Origin of the sequence: Paenibacillus oenotherae (genome assembly GCF_019443105.1) — a bacterium.
GTDB classification, from domain to species: Bacteria; Bacillota; Bacilli; order Paenibacillales; family Paenibacillaceae; genus Paenibacillus_Z; species Paenibacillus_Z oenotherae.
Map to the genome: position 1 here is coordinate 1 of NZ_JAHZIJ010000011.1, position 19261 is coordinate 19261.

Here is a 19261-nt window from a genome sequence, read left to right on the forward strand (position 1 = left end):
GGGGAGAACAGTTTCATCGACGGGATCTGCGTCCCTAAAGATGCTTCGTTTTCCCGGCTACCACCATCGTATAACACTTACAAAAATAGGCCAACCAGAATTCTCTGGCTGACCTAATAATACGAAAGATGCTTCCAGTCCCACTTTTCGGCTTTTCGGTGGTTTTGGAGGCATCTTTTCACATCATTCGGAACTTATTCATTGGACTTGTCGGACAGCTCCTTTTTTGTCCTGCTGTAGGCCTCAGGGGGCTGTGCAAGTAGAGAAATTATTCGATAATTGTCAAGATATCATCGATCGCTTTGCGCGGGAGCTTGCCAGGTGTCTCTGCCGGATGGCCAAGAGCGATGACCATGTTGACATCAAGATGCTCCTCGATCTCCAGATACTGCTTGAGCTGGTGCTCTGCAAGCAATACCGGGCCTGTCATCGGGCAAGTTGCCAGCCCCATGGCATGGGCGGCCAGCATCAGATTCTGGGACGCCAGGCAGCTGCTCTTGATGCCTTCCTCGCGCCATACTTCGTCACCGACCAGTCCGATGGGATCGAATATGCGGTCACGGAATTTGGAGGCATAAGGAGTCGCCAGGCAGATAATTAACGCCGGTGCATCAGAGAATGCGGTCGCATAAGGGCCGAATGATTTCACCAGCAGGCGGGCTTCCTTGGATAGTCCCTCGGCTTCGGCCCGCTCGGCGCGGCGATGCAGCTCTGCCCACGTAATCTCTTCAATTGCTTTAATTTTCTCTTTATTCGTGATGACGATGAAAGCCCACGTCTGCGAGTTCGTATCACTGGGCGCATATCTTGCGCAATCGATTAATTCCCGTATTTGCTCGACAGAGACGGGCTCGTCCGTAAATTTGCGGACACTGCGCCGTTCATGGATGAGTTGCTTCACTGATTCATAGTTCATTTTCCGTTATCACTCCCTTTCCCATTATAGTAGACCGTCCCGTTTTTGCAACATTAACCGTTGGATCGGCTCATGAAATGTTTGGCCAGAAAGCCTGCAGAAGCTGTCAACGCGAGCAGCATTGCGAGCTGGAAAAAGGTTGCCTTGCCAAAATGCTCATAAACGCTGCCGCCAACGAGTCCGCTAATCAGACCGGAGAAGCCGACGAACACAACGGCGTATACCGCTTGTCCCGAGGCTCTGTATTCATCGGGAATAATGGTAGATATATAGCGAAGCGCCGTAATGAAATAGATGCCGAACGTAATACTATGCATCGCCTGTATCGGAATAGCCCAGATCGGTTCGGTGATCAAGCTCATGAGCAGCAGCCGTACAGCATACATGAGGCTGGCGATCGCCAGCATGGGGAGCTCCTTGAACTTATGTCCGTATTTGCCCAGCAAGTAGAAGATCGGAATTTCACTGATTGCTGATGTAAGCCAGGCAACGCCAACGAAGGAGTCGCTGGAGCCCAACTGCCGCAGCGAAACCGCAAGAAAGCTTTCGTACATGCGGTGAGAAATGGAGATGATCAGAACAAGAACGAAGAAGGAGACGATCTGCGGCTTGCGGAGCAGCTTGAAAAAGCCGGAGAATTCCATCTTGCGCAGTGCTCCCTGGTAATCCTTCAAGGTGAAGGACAGCACAATTGCGATTCCGATGCTTATAAGGCAAATGACCGGAGTCATGGATGAGCCTGTCCCCCTGAGCAGTTGTCCGACAGCGAGTGCAGAGAAGGCAAAGCCCAGCGAGCCGAAAATTCGCACAAGAGCGTATGGTGTTCCCGTATATTGGCTGGACAGCAGAATTAAGCTGTCACTTAGCGGGTTAATCGGCGTCTGGAAGAAGTAGAAGGCCAGCATGATGAAACAAATGATGATGAAGGAATCTGTAGTGAACAGCAGCGACACCATAATCAGCTGGCCGATCAGCAGCAGGGTCAGCAGCTTCTTGATCGTCCGGTATTTATCGCTGACGATGCCTAGCAGCAGGTTGGCGAAGATGGAAATAAGCGGACCTGTGGAATACAGGATGCCGATCTGGGATGCTGTATAGCCCTCGTCCATAAAGTAGAGAGGGAAGAAGGAAACAATGATTGCCGAAGTCATATAGGAAGAAAAGTTGAACATGCGGAGAAAGTTTGTTTCTCTCGCTGCTGTTGCCGATTTCAAGGGCAGTGCTGGCTGCCCGGATCTGGAATCTGAGTTTGCATTCATGATGTAGGTCACTCCATGTCGGTTACTTTACCTGCTATAATACGGTTAATCCGGTTTCCCCGTCTGATTGCGTAGGCCACAAATCCGCATTCGGCGGCAAGGCCCAGCGATTGTGCCCATGCACCGATTGTGCCGTTCCAGCCTGGCGTAACAAGTACGAGCAGCAGCAGGGCAAGTGCGGTGAAGGACAGATTGGATATCTGTGAGCCGAGCATGACCCGTGTATGTCCCCGGACCATAATAATTCCATTGAACACATCCAGCCATGGCATGATCAGAGCAAGCAATACGAATGGCTTCAGTGCCTTTAATGTCTCGATTGCGAGCTTGCCATCCACACCCATAATGGTACCGACGAAGTATTCCCCAATCGGCGTGAAGGCAAGCATGCTAACCAGAAGGGCTGGAATGAAGCCGAACAACAGGGTGAAGCGGCGAACGGCCTCGCGATCGATTTTATAGAAATTCAGAACAATCTGATGAAAATAGGTGAAGAAGCTGACGACGAGCTGCACAATGCTGCCTGCCAGCGCAAAGGATGCAATTGCGAGCGCGACTTCCGTTGTTTTGCCAAGCATAGCATTAATGACTGGCCCGATCCATACGGCGACGAACGTCGATAACAGAAGCGGACGGTAGAATGAGAATACCTGCCTGGGCTTAACGATCTCATGCTCCGGGACGACATCCGGCATGCGCCGGACGAGCAGCCGTCCTTCCCCATAGCTCATCGCCGCTTCTATTATCATGCCGGCAAGGAAGATATAAGCGCCGACAGTGGCGTCCTTCACCCCTGAATGTATAAAATAAAGCGACAGCAAATACATGCCGATCAGACGGACGATCATGCCGATCGTGAGCCACCTGGTACGCAAATTATAAATAATGATGCCTTGATAGAGACAGCGGATGCCGGAGAAGAGGCTTACGAACATGAGCACCCGGTACACATCGATGACATCAGGCACCAGTGAATGCTCCAAGCCGAATAGGCCGCTGAAGATAAAATTCCCAAGCGGCGTGTAGCAAATTAGAAAACCGAGTGCCATAATGGCGAAGAAGATCAGCTGGCTCACCTGAAGCATCGCGCGGAAGGATCGCTTGTCGCGCACAAGCACAGAGCTTGTCTGCCGCAGAAGCAAGGCGGGCCGTTCGGTGATGACGAGCAGGCTCATCGCAATCGCATAGCTGGCAAGGATCTGTTCAGGATGCTCGCCCTGGGACAGCGTGCTGTTAATGATAACATGAGAGATGGTGACAAGACTGGCCGAGATGCCGAGCGGTAAAAAGAATCTCCAAAGCTGCTTCATTGACACGGTGCCTGACTGTTGATTCATCGCACAATCTCCTTGGGAGCCATTTGTACACCAGTATATCACGGAAATTGCAAGCGCGAACATGATTTCGCTATGGAATTATGCGGTCTAAAATGGTACATTAGTGGATGGAGGTTTTGGATGTGCTTCAACTTTTCGTATTTGACGAACGGCTTGGTATCGCGTTGCCGAAGCTTGAACTTGAGTGGGAAGGCTACAGCGAAAGTGACCGTGCAGCGATTGTAACGCAATGGGAAATCATTCGGGGAGCTATTCCGGATCGGGTATTTCTGTTCGAGAGAGAGATCAACAAGAAGCAGGCGGAATTGTTCGATGAGGATGATTTCGAGATGTCTTGTCTATTGAACTCGGACATTGCTGAGCTTGCGAGCCGAATCAATGATCTGCATATTTGGTACCGGATCAATCAAGAGATTGAAACACGGCGACATTCCTGATGGTTTCATACGAGGAGGCGCCCGCATGATGAGAGTGTCCCACTTGTCGGGCCTTGTGCCCAAGACGCCTGTCAGGCTGATGTTCCGAGTTTATAAATATATTTTGCCGGAAGTTCGAGCAGAGCTTAATCGGCTGCGTGTCATTGCAGAAGGCATCCCGGACCCGGAACTAAGAGCGCAGGCGCTAGATAGTATGAACGGCAAGCAGTTTCACTGCGAGGGCGGAGGCGTATATGCCGCTGCTAATCTGAAGGAGCGCCATCTGCTGATACCACTCATTGTCTCCCTGCAGACGATAAGCGATTACTTGGATAATCTGTGTGATCGCAGCACTTCTCTTGATGAGGATGATTTCCGCTTGCTGCATCAATCGATGCTGGATGCGGTTCATCCAGACGCTCCGCTGCGTGACTACTACGCATTGCGGACCGAACGGGATGATGGCGGATATTTGCATGAGCTTGTTTCGACCTGCCAGACCTGTGTTCGATCGCTGCCCTCCTATGACAAGGTGCAGAACGATGTGGCAGAGCTAGTCGGTCTCTATCGGGATTTGCAGGTGTACAAGCATATCGTCTCCGAGAGGCGGGAGCCGCAGCTGCTGGCATGGTGGGAGCAATATCGCCACCGCTACCCTGGGCTGCAATGGAATGAATTTGCGGCAGCGACGGGTTCTACGCTGGCTATGTTCATGCTCTTTGTGGCGGCAAGCGATGAGGGGCTGTCGGATGAAGCTGCGCTGGCGATTCGCGATGCCTATTTTCCACATGTGTGCGGTCTGCATATCATGCTGGATTATCTCATTGATCAAGAGGAAGACCGGATAGGCGGGGATTTGAATTTCTGTAATTATTACAGTGATCAATCTGCGATGGTAGAGAGAATCGGGGATATCGTATATGGGGCGCGCAGGGATGTGCAAACGCTCCCCCATTGGCGTTTTCACCGGATGATTATTGAGGGTCTGCTTGCCCTGTACTTGTCCGATCCCAAGGTGCGCATGCAGGCGGATGTCAAACGCGTATCGAGGAAATTGATGCGGGGAAGCCCGCTGACGAGATTGTTCTTCTGGGGTAATAGTGTCTGGATTCGGATGCACAAATCTTAACATAGTGAGCTTGAGCCAACATAAGGAGTGGTTTAGATGTCAGAGGTTAAATCAATAGCCGTACTAACGAGCGGCGGAGATTCACAAGGTATGAATGCAGCTGTTCGGGCAGTTGTTCGCAGTGCTTTGTATCACGGTCTTGAGGTATATGGCGTTCAACGGGGCTATCAAGGCCTGATCAACAATGATTTGCGCCCAATGGATCTTAGAAGCGTAGGCGATATTATTCAGCGTGGAGGAACGATTCTGCAGACGGCGCGCTGCAAGGAGTTTATAACAGCGGAAGGCCAGCAGAAGGGCGCTGATGTGCTGCGCGAGCGCGGTATTGACGGTCTGGTCGTCATAGGCGGCGACGGTTCCTATCAGGGAGCAAACAAGCTGAGCAAGCTTGGCATTAAGACGATGGGCTTGCCGGGCACGATCGATAACGATATTCCGTTTACTGATTTTACAATCGGCTTCGATACGGCTGTCAGCATCGTTGTGGACGCGATCAACAAGCTTCGTGATACGATGACATCTCACGAGCGTTCCTCGGTTGTCGAAGTTATGGGTCGCCATTGTGGAGATATTGCGTTATATGCGGGTCTGGCGAGCGGTGCAGAAACGATTCTCGTGCCTGAGGTTCCGTTTGATCTTGATCAAGTAGCGAGTCGTATGCAGGAGAATTTCCAATCGGGCAAACGCCACAGTATCATTGTAGTAGCTGAAGGCGCTGGCAGGGGCGAAGATATTACAAGAGGCATAACGGAGCGCAGCGGTATTGAACCGCGTGTAACGGTGCTTGGACATATTCAGCGTGGCGGCAATCCAACCCATAATGACCGGATTCTTGCCAGTCAATTGGGCGATTTTGCTGTACGGATGCTGATGGAGGGACAATCCAGCAAATCATGCGGCATTATCCGCGGGGAACTGGTTGCTACCGATATCGATAAAGTTGTCAGCACGAAGAAGCCATTCAATATGGATCTCTATAACTTGGCATTGCGTTTATCGCAATAATGCAATAAGAAGCGAGAAGCCTTATGTTGGTACGGTGTGTGAGCAGTCTGCACCCTGTCGGCATGAGGCTTTCATCATAGATTTGCTTAGTGAAGGGGCAGGTGAGAACGAATATGTTTCTATACAAAATCGAAATCGAGCTGGAAGACCAAATGGCGCACCTAATCCTGCTTGCGGATACCGACGAGAAAGCTTTCTCAGTCGTTGAGAGCCATGTAGCGCGTCATTTCATCAAGATGCCGGTAGTGAAATCAGCGGCTATTATTGAGAAGAAGCGCCCTGAGCTTGGCGCGGGATATTTCATCGTGTAGATATTGAAGTCGGATTCCCCTGAACATGCCGGCTAATGCTGAACCTGACTGCAATGGAGACACGTGAACATTCCGTTTCACTGCAAGCAACCTCCCCTCCCCCAGTTATGTGAAGGGATAAAGGCAAGCATGCGTAAGTGCAGGCTTTCCGCTATAAAGCAGCTGTAGGCGCTTGAATTCCCTCGATTACGCATGAATATGAGGGTGGAAGTAACCGAAAAGGACAAATACTAGAAAATTCCTGCGCTTTGGCAGGCATTTCATCTTTATTAGGCCGAAACGGGGAAAAAGCTGTATTTTCGCAGGAATGTTCAACGTTCAGGGAGGTTTGACCGCCGACGTGTAACCGAGCACCGCATGCCGCAATGGCACCGAGCGCCGTGAGGCGCGCGCGGTGCGGAAACCACTGCTCCAGGTAAGAGAGGGTGGTTCGGGAATTCCGCCAGAAGCAGCTTAAAGCTCGCCTTCAGCGGGAACAACACCAATGGTTAGAACGCTCCCCAGGGAGCGGAGAGACCTGTTCGTACATAAACAAACGCCCAGCAAGATGCCGATTGATCGGCTTTGGCTTGCTGGGCGTTTTGTTTGACTAGATAAGGCATGATATAAGTTCGTATGGTTGGAACTGCACAGCAGGAAGGGGCTTAAAAGTTGACGCCTGTTGTATATTTGTTGCCTGCATTCCAGAGTAAGTATTCCTCGATCTTGGTGTCGCGCAGCGCTTTGATTTGAGCATCTACTTCGGCTTTGCCATATGGGATGTAATGGCCTTTGCCCAGCCACTTGGCGGTGAAGTCCTGAATCCATGGCCGGACGACCGGCTTGTAAGAGCCTATTGGATCAAGCTTCTTATGCGTGTCAATCATGGAGCCCTTGATTGTCGCGTATGGATCCTTGTCGGGATCCTTGACGTCGAACCAGCCGGTGCTGTAATGGCTAGGATACACCATTGGACTAATAACATCGACATGCTTGGAAATTTTCACAAAATCCTGTCCGATTCCTTCAGCGGCCGGGACGGATGCCGCATAGCCGAATATATCGACCGAGACACGTACACCGAGCGGCTCCAATTGCTCCTTCGCATATTTGACAAAACCGCTAACCGCATCTACACGGCTTTCCTCTGTCTTGTTGAACACGAGGGAGTCCGCTTTCTTCTCGAAGCCTTCGGGGAATCTGACATAGTCAAACTGGATCTCCTTGAATCCAAGCTTGGCAGCTTCCTTGGCGACTGCGATGTTGTAATCCCACACTTCCTTTCGGTAGGGATTAACAAAGCTGTCCTTCTTCCCGTTCTGCCACACTGAACCATCCTTGCGGGTAAAGGATAACTCCGGATGCTTGCGGGCCAGTACCGTGTCTTTGAACACAACGATTCTGGCGATCGGGTAAACTTCATGCTTCTTCAGCCGTTCCATTAGAGCGTTGACATCCTTAATGTACTTCTTGGGCTCGCCGAGCTTCAGCATCTCAGCGTTCTCAGTAGGGTAGGTAATGTAACCGTAATCATCCTTGACATCGATAACCATGCTGTTCAATGCAGTGTCATCCAGCAGTTTGAGCAAGGACTCCATGCGGGAGCCTCCTGCGCTGTGGGCCGTGACATAAATGCCTTTGACCTTGGGCGCATCGGGCTGAGGGTCCTTCTTGACCGCTGCAGTACCTTCAGCCGGGGTCTTCTCTCCGCCTGGGGCGGCAGGTGCAGTGCCAGCAGGCTGCTGAACGGCGGGAGGCTTCACGGGCAGCGCGTTCCCGCCGCCACTTGCAAGATCAATACCGGTGATGGATTGAAACAATAACAACATGACTGATAGTATAAATTCCATTCTGTTCTCTCCCCGTTAGCTCTGTACTCTGATTATAAAGCAGTTAGGTGAGGAGGCACAGAGGTATTTTGTAGGATTTTACACAGAAAGCCAGCCGGAGAAACATGGAATCAGCGAAGTGGGGAAAGATGGCAAAATAAGAAGAGCGAGAACGTTATCCGTCCTCGCTCTATCCTCATTATGACTATTGCATAAGCACTTCTTTTTGATACTCGCAAATACTGTGCTGCACAATCTCCATCGCATCTTGTGGCTCCAGTAAACCCAGTCCATCCCGCAGCACGATTGTAAGATCCAACTCCCGCTGCGTCAGAAAGGGCACAAGCTCGGGAACCAGCTTTTCTACGATCCGCGATAGTTTAACGGTTTCCATATCCATGTTGCATCACCCTTTCATCGTAATGGAGGGTAAAAAACGTATGGCATGAAACTTGTAACCTCGGGACAGTTTTATTATAGCAGTAGCAGCCGAAAAAACCTAGGGCTTAGCAAAAAATCCATGGCAGCCTGCATGCCCGGTTTGCCGCCCCCCCCCCCCCCCCCCGCGGGATGCCTTAGAGTGAAGGCCGGCGAAAATCACCCATAATGCCTACCGTTTCAACGATGTTAACGAAGGCAGTGGGGTCTGTACGAGACACGATTCTGCGCAGCTCAGCCAATTCATAGCGGGTTGTGACGGTCATCAGCATGTCATTCTCGACCTCGGAATAAGCTCCGCGGGTTCGTATAACGGTAATTCCCCGCTGAAGGGGGAGCAGCGCAGTACGCAGAGCCTGGGATCGGGTGGTGACGATGAAGGCCGTTATTTTGACATGGCGGATATGAAGCAGATCGATAACCTTGCTTGCTGTGAAGATGGACAATAGCGAATAGAGGGCGATATCCCAGTCGCCTGTCATAAAGCCAAGCAGTGCAATGATGCTCCCGTTCAGCACGAAGATCAGCATCCCGACAGAGAGGTCGCGCTTGCGTGTTAATATGGAGGCGATAATATCGACCCCGCCTGTAGAGGCGCCTTGGCGGAGCGCCAGACCGCTGCCGGCACCTACCACCACGCCTCCGAATATGGCGCCAAGCGCAAGATCGGATACCAGCGCAGAGACGGGAATGAGCGCCATAGCGACAGTAGTTGCCACGACGGACATAATGCTCCAGCCGACGAAGTGAATGCCAAGCGAACGCCATCCCCATACTAGAACGGGGATGTTGAGCAGCAAATAGAGCCAGCTGATGTGGAAGCCGGTAGCGTAGCCGATGATCATGGTTACACCGGATATTCCTCCGCTAATCATTCCGTGGGGGATAATTAACTGGTTGAATCCAAATGCAATCAGCACCGCGCTAATAAGCATAATAATTGTCGTTAGAGCTTGTCTCACGGGGTTTCACCTCGATATTTGTGGTTAACCTGTAACTAGAAGCGGATTGAAATAGTATGGCTACTTTAAGCTTACTGGTATTCGGAAAGGTAACTGTGCTATAATGAACTGTATATTTTTCTGTAGGATGCAGATAGAAGGAGTTTGAAGAAGTTTGAAAACATTTGCTGAATTCGGCTTGGAAGCCAAAGTGCTGCAAGCCATCACGGAGTTGGGATTCGAAGAATCCACTCCAATCCAAGACAAGTCCATTCCAATTGCGCTCACCGGCTCGGATTTGATCGGTCAAGCACAAACGGGGACAGGTAAGACGGCAGCTTTCGGAATACCGCTTATCAACAAGATTCCGGTTACCGAGGAACGTATTGTCGCGCTTATCATGACGCCAACCCGCGAGCTTGCGATTCAAGTTGCGGAAGAGATCGGGAAGCTTACACGATTCAAAGGACTTCGTTCATTGCCGATTTACGGCGGGCAAGAGATCGGCCGTCAAATCCGCGCACTGAAAAAGAAGCCGCAAATCATTATCGGTACACCTGGACGTTTGCTTGACCACATTAACCGTAAGACGATTCGTCTTGACGATGTAGCTACGGTTGTATTGGATGAAGCAGACGAAATGTTGGATATGGGCTTCATGGATGACATTACATCCATCCTGTCGCTCGTGCCAGAAGCGCGTCAGACGATGCTGTTCTCGGCTACAATGCCTCCAAATATCCAGAAGCTGGCACAGCAGTTCCTGAAAAATCCGGAGCATGTGTCAGTTATTCCTAAGCAAGTAACCGCGCCATTGATTGACCAAGCCTACATCGAAGTGCATGAGCGTCAGAAGTTCGATGCGCTAAGCCGTTTGCTGGACATGGAGTCGCCGGAGCTTGCAATTATTTTCGGTCGCACGAAGCGCCGGGTTGATGAGCTGAGTGAAGCGCTGCAGAAGCGCGGCTACACAGCTGACGGACTGCATGGCGATCTCTCTCAGAACCAACGTGATAATGTAATGCGCAAATTCCGCGATGGCAGCATTGACGTATTGGTCGCAACAGATGTTGCGGCACGCGGCCTTGATGTATCGGGCGTAACGCATGTTATCAACTTTGACCTTCCTCAGGATCCTGAGAGCTATGTTCACCGTATCGGCCGTACTGGACGTGCGGGCAAAGAAGGAACCGCATGGTCTTTCGTAACGCCTCGTGAAATCGATCACCTTCATTTCATCGAGAAGGTTACACGCCAGAAGATTTCCAAGAAGCCGCTGCCTAGCATCGCGGAAGCGATTGAAGGCAAGCAGCGTGTAACAGCTGAACGTCTCATTGAGCTTGTTCAGAACGAAACAATTAATGAATACAAAGCGATTGCCATTCAATTGCTGGAGCAATATGACTCCGTCAATTTGCTCGCTTCTGCGATCAAGCTCATTACTGGCGAGAAGAAGGATGTCAATATTGAACTGACTCCGGAAGATCCGATTCGTGCGAAGAAACGCAGACCGGATGTACGTACGAACGGCCGTCGTTTCTCCGGCGGACCATTCGGCAGCGGCAATCGCAGTGGCGGCGGTCCTCGCGGACGCAGCGACGGCAACCGTGGCGGATACAACCGCAGCGGCAGCGGTTCAAGCGGTGGCGGGTACAATCGTGACCGTGATCGTGACGGACAAGGCAGAGGACGCGGAGAAGGCCGCAGTGAAGTGCGTCGTCCCCGTCCGGAATAAATAAATGAAGTGCCGGGGTAGTCCTGCAGCTGAGCATCAGCTGGGGTACCCCGGTTTTTTTGAGAATCGGCTTGTGAGGGAAAAAGATGTAATCGTTTGCTTCATTAATATTGAGGAGGAACAGGAACAATGGAAATGAGAGGAATGATGGGTGGGCTTTACAAAATATCCGAATGGATCATGCGATTATTTGTCATCAATGTGTTATGGATATTATGCTCGATACCGTATATCTTTCTGTTGAGTCCTGTTTTTTGGTCTGAGCCGGATGCACAAGTGATTCCTCTGATCCTCTCCAGCATCGTTGCTCCATTCACCTTGTTTCCCGCTACGGCAGCGATGTTCTCTGTAGCTCGCAAATGGGTAATGGGAGAGACTGATGTTCCGCTTCTGCGCACATTCTTCCGCAATTATAAGGAGAACTACAAGCAGAGCATGTTTGGCGGGATCATCTATGTGATCTTGTTCGTCGTTCTAATTGCAGATTTGAAGGTATACTGGAATGAACTGCAGTCCTTCAAGCTTGTCTCTTATCTGTTTATCGGATTGCTGATCTTGTTGACGGTATCGCTTATCAATTTCTTCTCTATGGTCGTTCATTATCATATGAAGACAGTCCAATTGCTGAAGAATGCCGTACTGCTTACAATTGGCCGGCCGATCCGAACATTATCCACGATCATCATGTGTGGTATTATTGTATTCATTAGCTTCAGCTCGCCCAAATTAATGTTTATCATTCCGTTCTTCTCCGGCAGCATTGTAGCGGTAATTGCCTTCTGGAATTTCTACGGCGTCTACCTTAAACTGCAATTGCAGGCTGAGAAAGCGGCTGAGGCTGCGGCGGAAGCGGAGCGGCTGGAGCATGAAGGGGCAGTTCAAGAGGTGGTTCTGACGAAGGAGAACGAGGAACAGGATTCCAGTAAATAGCGGGCTGTTTCACGTTTACTTTTGGCTGCAATACGTCTATAATAACAATACATCCTGCGATGTTCGTTACGGCTAACGCTGTTTTGAACCAATGGCTGTTTCACGGGAGATCAATATCGGAACGCAGCTGACATGCCCTCGAAAAGGGATCTCAAAAACGTACCTGCGGTCACCCACCTGCGAGAGCGGGTTCAGAAACAATGAAGTCGGACGGCATTAGCGGGTTTCTAACCACAACAAGAAAAGGGGGCAACCCCTTTTTTTTATATGACGGGATATGGTATGATATCTCTTAGTGTACATAGAAGTCGGAGGGGGAGATCAACTTTGTTGAAGCGCACCCTAATTGGGTTGCTGCGCAGTCATGAACTGACTGGCGATAAAGCAAAAGATCCATTGCTTAAATCCCATTTTTATAAACTATCCAGAGAGAAAGCATGGGTAGAAATCGTCTCCACATTAAAAAAAATACAAGGCATTAAAGTGCTGCATGAAGTTCCGAATGTCGGCGAGATTGTGCTCGAGAAACGGACAGTGACAGGCCGTACCATGGATATTACGGTATCTGTCATTGCAGTTAATCCGGTTATTACAGCAGTCGATATTTATTCGGCTTCGCGCGGTTCATTTGGTGACCTTGGTTCTAATTACCGCATTATATTGAGCATCTATCGTACACTTGATAAGAAGCTGGCTGCTTACAAGATCGCCAGCTCATAATAATACAAAAAGCGAGGAAGGCTAACCTTCTCTCGCTTTTTGTATGACGGCACGGAATGCCGTCTGTTTACGTATGTAGCTTAGACGAGTTCTTTTACCGCATTCAGAGCATTCTCGTAATTAGGGTGCTCTGTCATTTCGCTCAATACTTCAACGTATTGAATCGTGTCATTCGCATCAATGACGAAGATGGAGCGCATGTCGAGGTGCAGGTCTTTGATCAGTACGCCGTAAGCTGCGCCGAAGCTGTTCGTTTTGTAGTCAGATAGCAAGGTAACCTTGTCGATACCTGCTGCGCCGCACCAGCGAGCTTGAGCGAATGGAAGATCAGCGCTGACAGTGAGAACAACAACATTGTCACCAAACTTGCCAGCCTCTTCGTTGAAACGGCGGGTCTGGGCATCGCAAACACCGGTATCGATCGAAGGTACGACGCTAACGAGCTTCACTTTGCCTGCGAAGTCTTTCAGCGATACGCTTTCTACAAGCGATTTGCTGAGTTGAAAGTCTGGTGCTTGATCACCTTTCTTCAATTCTGGTCCGATTAGTGTAATCGGGTTGCCCTTCAGTGTGGCAACTCCTGTGCGTTCTTGTGACATTGGGAATACAGCCTCCTTAATAATATGGTGATTACCAAATTCATTATAATCGTTATGAAATGCGATTGTCCAATCATGGCAAGGAGAGTGATATGATGATTTTCTTAAGATACGAAAGTTTTCGTGAATATCTGAAGCAATTTCCTGTAACAGCTGCATTGATTGCCGTTAACATTCTGGTGTTCATTATCGATTTGCTCAGCGGTCATACGCTTCTGGATAAAGGGTTGTTCTACAGCCATCCGGAGTATAATCCATATGGCATGTCAGAGCCTTGGCGGTATATAACGGCTGTGTTCCTGCACCAAGGCTTCGAGCATCTGTTCTTTAATATGATTGCCATACTGATCTTTGCTCCCCCGCTTGAACGGATGCTGGGCCATGTGAGGTACGGAGTGTTCTTCATCGCCAGTGGAATGGCGGGCTTCTTGCTCAGCGGAATTGTCGAGCCAATTACAGGTGGCGTAGGCGCCTCAGGCGGCATCTACGGTTTGTACGGCGCATATTTTTACTTGGCTATTATGAAGAAAGCGCTTGATCCTGCCTCAAGAAAGACCGTCTACATGATTCTGATAATTGGGCTTATTATGTCTGTTCTCATCCCTGGAATCGGCTTCTGGGGCCATATAGGCGGATTGTTCGCAGGATTCCTGTTTGCTTACGGATACGACTGGTACTTAATGAAAAAACGATAACTTTATCAATTGGGATAGAAAAGGGGGACGACATGGAGCTTCGGCAATTATATTATTTTGTAAAGGTAGCAAAGAAAGAACATGTAACACAAGCGGCAGAGGAACTGCATGTAGCACAGTCTGCGGTGAGCCGGCAAATCCATCAGCTGGAAGAGGAGCTTGGCGCTAAGCTCTTCCTTCAGAAGGGGCGCAATCTCCAGCTTACACCTGTCGGACAGCTGTTCATGAGACGGGCGGAAGCAATATTGGCGGATTTGGAGCGGGCGATCATGGAGGTTCATGAATTTCTTGACCCGGAAAAAGGGGAGATTCGCCTCGGATTCCCGCATAGCCTGGGCATTTCGCTTATTCCTAATGTCGTATCCGCTTTTCGCAAGCTCCATCCCAACGTGAAGTTTCGCTTCAAGCAGGGCATGTATCCTTCGCTTATTAAAGATGTGATGCGAGGCGAAGTTGATCTTGCTTTCGTCTCGCCCTTTCCTGAGGAGCATGATCATATTACCGGGGAGAAGGTATTGACAGAGGAACTGTTCGCTATTCTTCCGCCGAACCATCCGCTTGCCGGTGTCGATGCCATTGATTTGATTCAATTAAAGGACGAGACATTCGTCATGTTCAGTCCCGGCTATTCGCTTCGCCCCATCGTTTGGGACGCCTGCTTGGAAGCCGGATTTACTCCGAATATCGGCTTCGAGGGCGAGGAGACGGATACGATCCGTGGTCTTGTAGCTGCAGGCATGGGGGTAAGCCTGTTGCCTGAGATGGCGCTTTATGCAACAGGGCCATTGCAGCCAGTGAAGGTAGCGGTGCGTTCACCGCGAGTGATGCGTACAATTGGCCTTATTCACAGGCCGAATGAGAAGCTGCCGCTGGTAGCGAAGGTTTTTCAGAAGTTTTTACTTGAATTTTTTGAGTGTAGTGGAAAAGGTAATGAGGGGAAACTGCGCGGCGGAGGATAATAGTAAGGAAACTGCGCGGCGGAGGATAATAGTAAGGAAACTGCGCAGGGGGATTGGGGTTTCGATCGCTGTTGTCTCTGGATTTCTTCATTGTATTACTGATTCAGCTGTGGAAATCCAGTGACAAAGGCGAACGCTACCGCTTCTCCACCTCCAATCCCCCCTCTCCGTTTCTCTCTTATCACCTCTATAATAAGTGCAATATTTGAAGCCAATTGCGGCCTGTTCTGCCGCAATTGGCTTATTTATTTTTGCTGCGCAGGGAATAATGTGTGTGATTATGTAGGCAAATGAAAATACTGCTATTAGAACTGCCTATATTAGGAGGCCTATATGATACCCCCTGAGACGAATACTACTGATTCATTTTGTCGTCATTCAGCCAATTCTCAGAAGAGCAAGGAGTCAAGGGAGTCTGAGGAGAGTATAGACTCTAAGGACTCTAAGGACTCTAAGGACTCTAAGGACTCTAAGGACTCTAAGGACTCTAAGGACTCTAAGGACTCTAAGGACTCTAAGGACTCTAAGGAGAATATAGAGCTTAAAGAGCTTATAAAGCATATAGAGCTTAAAGAGCATATAGAGCTTAGAGAGCCTATAAAGTTTAGAGAGCTTAGGGAGTCGAAAAAGGCTAGGGAATCTAGCGAGGCTCCGGAGGCTGGTTATGATCGTGCTGGAGGCAGCGGACGGAGATGGGGGAGGCAGCGGCGTGTGTTTGCGGCTTTGCTCGGAATGAGCGCTGTTTTTATCCTCTTCCTGCTCAGGCTTGGCTGGCTGCAGCTGGCACCCGCTGCTCCAGCGGCTTCTGTTGGTGCCGCACTGCGTCGCGAAGCCGTGGCTCAACGGGAGAATACGATTGTGCTGGATACCGGTCGCGGTGATTTTGTAGATCGTCACGGCCTGCCCCTGACAGGCGAAACTTATAAGGCGCTGGCTGTTTTTCCGCTTCAATCCGGCAAACGGGGAGCGGTGTCTGATTTGGCCAAGCTTGCTGCTGTTCTTCATGTTCCAACTCAAGAGCTGGAGCGATGGATGGCTTCTCTTCAGAGCCCCTCCTTCTGGAAGGGGACAGGTGAGCAGGCTCCTCATCGCTTAACGGATCAGCAGCTTGAATCTATGAAGGGCATTCATATAGGCGGTGTGCGCATACTGCCGTTTCACAGCCACTATCCGCTGTCTTTACAGGCAAAGCATGCACTTGGATATGTAAGTCAGCATCCTGAACGGATTCGTGCATTGTACGCCAATGAGCTGTCTGCCGGAAGGGTGCAATTGTCTGATGTAATCGGCGGAGCCGGCCTCGAACGGTCACTGGACCGATTGCTTCGAGGGGCTGGTCCTACTGCAGTATCTTATTATACGGATGGTGAGAAGGGGCCGCTCAATGGGCTGGATATGCGGTTGACGGGGCCGAATAATCCGTATTATCCGCTGCAGGTTGTGACTACGCTTGATCGGAATTTGCACAATGCCATCGAGACATATGTAGATGCTAATGGTTTGCGTGAGGGGGCAGTAGTGGTGCTTGACGCCGCATCTGGCGATGTAATCGCTATGGTGTCGCGGCCGCGGATGTCCGTTTTCTCTCTGACGGCAAACGGGACAGATTCGGCTAATCATGCGATCCGTGCGGCTACTCCAGGCTCTGTCTTCAAGCTTGTTACGGCTGCCGCTGCGCTTGAAGCAGGTCTCACTGAGGAAGATGAGCTGTTCCATTGCAATGGTGATTATGGTCATTACGGACTTCACTGCTGGAAAAAGGGCGGGCACGGACGGATTACGCTGCGCGAAGCATTGGGGCAATCCTGCAATATCGCTTTCGCAACGATTGCAGAGCGGCTGGAGGCGCAGCAATTGGCGATAACAGCAGATAAGCTTGGCATTGGCCGCCTTATCGGCTGGAACGAGCCCGATATGTTCGCGCCGCTTGGCCAACCCTTGAGGCTGCTGGAAGAGGAGGAAGCGGGCAGGCTGTTTGTTGCGGCTCCTATTCGTCGGGATGGAGGGCTGCTGGCCCAAACCGGAATAGGGCAGCGGGATGTTAGAATAACGCCGCTGCAAGCGGCGAATTTGATTGTGACTTTGCTGCACGAAGGGCGTGTCATCAAGCCGCGCCTTGTGAGCGAGATCCGCTACGCCAACGGTCAACGAATGGCAGAGCTGCCGCGGCAAACATCGCCCTCGAAGTACGGGCGCATTGCGCCGGAGACCGCGCGTACACTGCTGCGCGGCATGATGGCGGTCGTCGCCGATGGAACCGGGCGATCAATCCGCCAAGGAACTTGGACGGTCGCCGGGAAATCCGGCACAGCTGAAACGATGCGCTCCGGAATTCCCCGCAACCACCAGTGGTTTGTAGGCTACGGACCGGTAAAAGCGCCTCGCTATGCCGTTGCCGTTCTGGCGGAGTATCGTCCGCCAGGCACAGTGAACAAAGCTGCGGCGCTATTTCGCGGTATTATGGATCTGCTCGCCGCACATCAATGAGCCACCGTCTTTCTCACTGACATAGATATCCGCTTGATGCAAGGATCACCGCATTAACACAAAAAAAATCGTTCCCTGCAATGGAATTAACTATCCATTCACACAAGGGGAACGATTTTTCGCCTATCTATTTGCCGGAGGCGCCTGCTTCAGACCGTCGCTCACCCGAAAGGCGGCATGAACGGATAGGTTAAATGGCTGGCGGCTGCGGCTCTTGGTTTGCTGTCTCGTATTCACCCTTAGGCGGACGAATCCAGCGGTGGAAGTATCGCTGATCGTACAACGCCTTGATCAGAATCATCAGAATAGGCGACAGGATGACGCCTGCCACGCCGAATAATGAAAGGGAGATAATCATAAAGGCCAGCATCGTAAAGGCGGACACACCAAGCGTATCACCTGTAATCTTGGGCTCAAGAATTTGGCGCGTCAAGACGACGAAGAGAAACAGCACCGTGAGCCAAATTGCCAGTGACGTCTTGCCGACGATGAACAGATAGATGATCCACGGGATAAACACGGTTCCTACCCCCAGGAGCGGGAGTACGTCGAACACAGCGGACAGCAGGGAGATCGAGAAGGCATTGTCTACCCCGAGCAGCAGCAGCGCGACAAAGATGACGACAAATGTAATGGATATCAGCTTCATCTGCGCCTTCAAATACACGGCAATACCAGAGAAGACATTATCCTTCAGAAAGAAAAAGGCTTTCTTAAACGTTCGGGGCGTCTTTTCTTTAGCCGTTGTTTTCCACTCATTAATCTCAAGGCTAAGAAAATATGCCAGTATAATACCGATGGAGAAGTTGAAAATAAAGGTGGAGAACGACATGAGATAACCGCCCAGCGATGTCAGGAACGAAGCGGCAATCTTCTGAAACCAGTCCGTTATGTAGCTGATGGCATTATTGGCGTTCTCCAAGACACCCTTGGGCAGTCCCAGATCTACAATTTTATCATGCAAAAAGGTCGAGTTTTCCTGGAATTGCTCGGTAAACACTTTCTGATAAGCGGGAAGCTTCTCGGCAAGCCCGGTAATTTGAGACGTCATGACGAATCCGGCGCCAACGAATGCCCCGACGATAATTAAGGTGAATACGAGCACAGAGATGCCTGCCGAGATGGATTTCTTCATCCCCAGCCTTGTCAGCCAGCGTGCAGGCGGGTCAATAAACAGGAAAATAATGAAGGAAAGGAAAATCGGCGTTGCGATCCGGTATAAATAACTGAACGCAAACATAATCAAATAGACGGTCAAGACGATTAAAGCAATGTCAAAAGCAGTTCGCCAATATTTACGGTAAAAGGAAAGCATGTTCTAACTCCTTTGCTCGTATGTATCTTACTATCATCACGATTGTACTATAAGTTTGAAAGCTTTCCTAACTTTTCTTTTTGCCATCCATCCCTTTACAGCAATTTGATTTCAACATATGAACAATCATACCCCTTTTCATCTGCGTTATGTTACAATGATTGGAGGCATCAATAGTGCTCCGCCTTCCAAGTAATGGATAGGGGATCGAAACTAGGGTGGTGAGGAAATAGAGAATGGAGAACTTGCTGCTTTGGGGTT

At 50.3% G+C, this 19261-nt stretch carries 18 protein-coding genes and 1 other RNA gene; 11 read left to right on the plus strand and 8 right to left on the minus strand.

Annotated features, from left to right (window positions below):
• Nucleotides 1-268 precede the first annotated feature (268 nt).
• Genes K0T92_RS15350 through K0T92_RS15360 form a run of 3 tightly spaced genes read right to left on the minus strand, consistent with a single transcriptional unit; the run spans nt 269 to nt 3512 of the window.
• Nucleotides 269-916, minus strand: coding sequence for a nitroreductase family protein (locus tag K0T92_RS15350; protein ID WP_219873367.1), 648 nt, complete (start codon nt 914-916; stop codon nt 269-271).
• Nucleotides 917-969: 53 nt separating this feature from the next.
• Nucleotides 970-2175 (minus strand): MFS transporter, encoded by a 1206-nt coding sequence (locus tag K0T92_RS15355; protein ID WP_219873368.1) that lies wholly within the window; start codon nt 2173-2175, stop codon nt 970-972.
• An 8-nt stretch (nt 2176-2183) separates the two neighbouring features.
• Nucleotides 2184-3512, minus strand: coding sequence for a multi antimicrobial extrusion protein MatE (locus K0T92_RS15360; RefSeq protein WP_219873369.1), 1329 nt, complete (start codon nt 3510-3512; stop codon nt 2184-2186).
• 107 nt (nt 3513-3619) lie between these two features.
• Between K0T92_RS15360 and K0T92_RS15365 the strand changes: the two genes are divergently transcribed.
• The 4 genes from K0T92_RS15365 to K0T92_RS15380 all read left to right on the plus strand — a co-directional run bounded on the left by K0T92_RS15365 (nt 3620) and on the right by K0T92_RS15380 (nt 6373).
• Nucleotides 3620-3949, plus strand: coding sequence for a hypothetical protein (locus K0T92_RS15365; protein ID WP_246628187.1), 330 nt, complete (start codon nt 3620-3622; stop codon nt 3947-3949).
• Between the two features lie 28 nt (nt 3950-3977).
• On the plus strand, nt 3978-5057 hold the full coding sequence (locus tag K0T92_RS15370) for a tetraprenyl-beta-curcumene synthase family protein (RefSeq protein WP_219873498.1): 1080 nt from the start codon (nt 3978-3980) through the stop codon (nt 5055-5057).
• 36 nt (nt 5058-5093) lie between these two features.
• The gene (pfkA, locus tag K0T92_RS15375; RefSeq protein ID WP_219873371.1) at nt 5094-6062 is read left to right on the plus strand and encodes a 6-phosphofructokinase; all 969 of its coding nucleotides are present in this window, start codon (nt 5094-5096) and stop codon (nt 6060-6062) included.
• Between the two features lie 113 nt (nt 6063-6175).
• A complete protein-coding gene (locus tag K0T92_RS15380) occupies nt 6176-6373 on the plus strand; it encodes a DUF3906 family protein (protein ID WP_219873372.1) in 198 nt (65 codons plus the stop codon).
• 644 nt (nt 6374-7017) lie between these two features.
• On the opposite strand, the gene K0T92_RS15385 is transcribed toward K0T92_RS15380, so the two are convergent.
• The 3 genes from K0T92_RS15385 to K0T92_RS15395 form a co-directional block, all read right to left on the minus strand.
• Nucleotides 7018-8202, minus strand: a complete 1185-nt coding sequence (locus K0T92_RS15385; RefSeq protein WP_219873373.1) for a putative glycoside hydrolase — start codon at nt 8200-8202, stop codon at nt 7018-7020.
• 184 nt (nt 8203-8386) lie between these two features.
• The gene (locus tag K0T92_RS15390; protein ID WP_219873374.1) at nt 8387-8581 is read right to left on the minus strand and encodes a hypothetical protein; all 195 of its coding nucleotides are present in this window, start codon (nt 8579-8581) and stop codon (nt 8387-8389) included.
• Nucleotides 8582-8756: 175 nt separating this feature from the next.
• On the minus strand, nt 8757-9581 hold the full coding sequence (locus K0T92_RS15395) for a YitT family protein (protein ID WP_343223715.1): 825 nt from the start codon (nt 9579-9581) through the stop codon (nt 8757-8759).
• A gap of 154 nt (nt 9582-9735) precedes the next feature.
• Between K0T92_RS15395 and cshA the strand changes: the two genes are divergently transcribed.
• The 4 genes from cshA (at nt 9736) to K0T92_RS15415 (ending at nt 12945) form a co-directional block, all read left to right on the plus strand.
• On the plus strand, nt 9736-11295 hold the full coding sequence (cshA, locus tag K0T92_RS15400; protein ID WP_219873375.1) for a degradosome RNA helicase CshA: 1560 nt from the start codon (nt 9736-9738) through the stop codon (nt 11293-11295).
• Nucleotides 11296-11424: 129 nt separating this feature from the next.
• Nucleotides 11425-12225 carry a YesL family protein gene (locus K0T92_RS15405; RefSeq protein WP_219873376.1) on the plus strand — a complete coding sequence of 267 codons (801 nt, stop codon included), beginning with the start codon at nt 11425-11427 and terminating at the stop codon, nt 12223-12225.
• A 48-nt stretch (nt 12226-12273) separates the two neighbouring features.
• A non-coding RNA gene (gene ssrS, locus K0T92_RS15410) (6S RNA) lies at nt 12274-12455 on the plus strand.
• A gap of 97 nt (nt 12456-12552) precedes the next feature.
• Entirely contained in the window at nt 12553-12945 is a 393-nt protein-coding gene (locus K0T92_RS15415; RefSeq protein WP_219873377.1) for a hypothetical protein, read from the plus strand.
• A gap of 80 nt (nt 12946-13025) precedes the next feature.
• On the opposite strand, the gene tpx is transcribed toward K0T92_RS15415, so the two are convergent.
• Nucleotides 13026-13544, minus strand: coding sequence for a thiol peroxidase (gene tpx / locus K0T92_RS15420; RefSeq protein WP_219873378.1), 519 nt, complete (start codon nt 13542-13544; stop codon nt 13026-13028).
• Between the two features lie 92 nt (nt 13545-13636).
• On the opposite strand from tpx, the gene K0T92_RS15425 reads away from it, so the two are divergent.
• The 3 genes from K0T92_RS15425 to K0T92_RS15435 all read left to right on the plus strand — a co-directional run bounded on the left by K0T92_RS15425 (nt 13637) and on the right by K0T92_RS15435 (nt 17685).
• Entirely contained in the window at nt 13637-14239 is a 603-nt protein-coding gene (locus K0T92_RS15425) for a rhomboid family intramembrane serine protease (RefSeq protein ID WP_343223716.1), read from the plus strand.
• Nucleotides 14240-14271: 32 nt separating this feature from the next.
• On the plus strand, nt 14272-15198 hold the full coding sequence (gene gltC / locus K0T92_RS15430; protein ID WP_219873379.1) for a glutamate biosynthesis transcriptional regulator GltC: 927 nt from the start codon (nt 14272-14274) through the stop codon (nt 15196-15198).
• Nucleotides 15199-15909: 711 nt separating this feature from the next.
• Nucleotides 15910-17685: a peptidoglycan D,D-transpeptidase FtsI family protein gene (locus K0T92_RS15435; protein ID WP_343223717.1), complete on the plus strand. Its 1776-nt coding sequence runs from the start codon at nt 15910-15912 to the stop codon at nt 17683-17685.
• Nucleotides 17686-17875: 190 nt separating this feature from the next.
• On the opposite strand, the gene K0T92_RS15440 is transcribed toward K0T92_RS15435, so the two are convergent.
• A complete protein-coding gene (locus tag K0T92_RS15440) occupies nt 17876-19000 on the minus strand; it encodes an AI-2E family transporter (protein WP_219873380.1) in 1125 nt (374 codons plus the stop codon).
• Between the last annotated feature and the right edge of the window lie 261 nt (nt 19001-19261).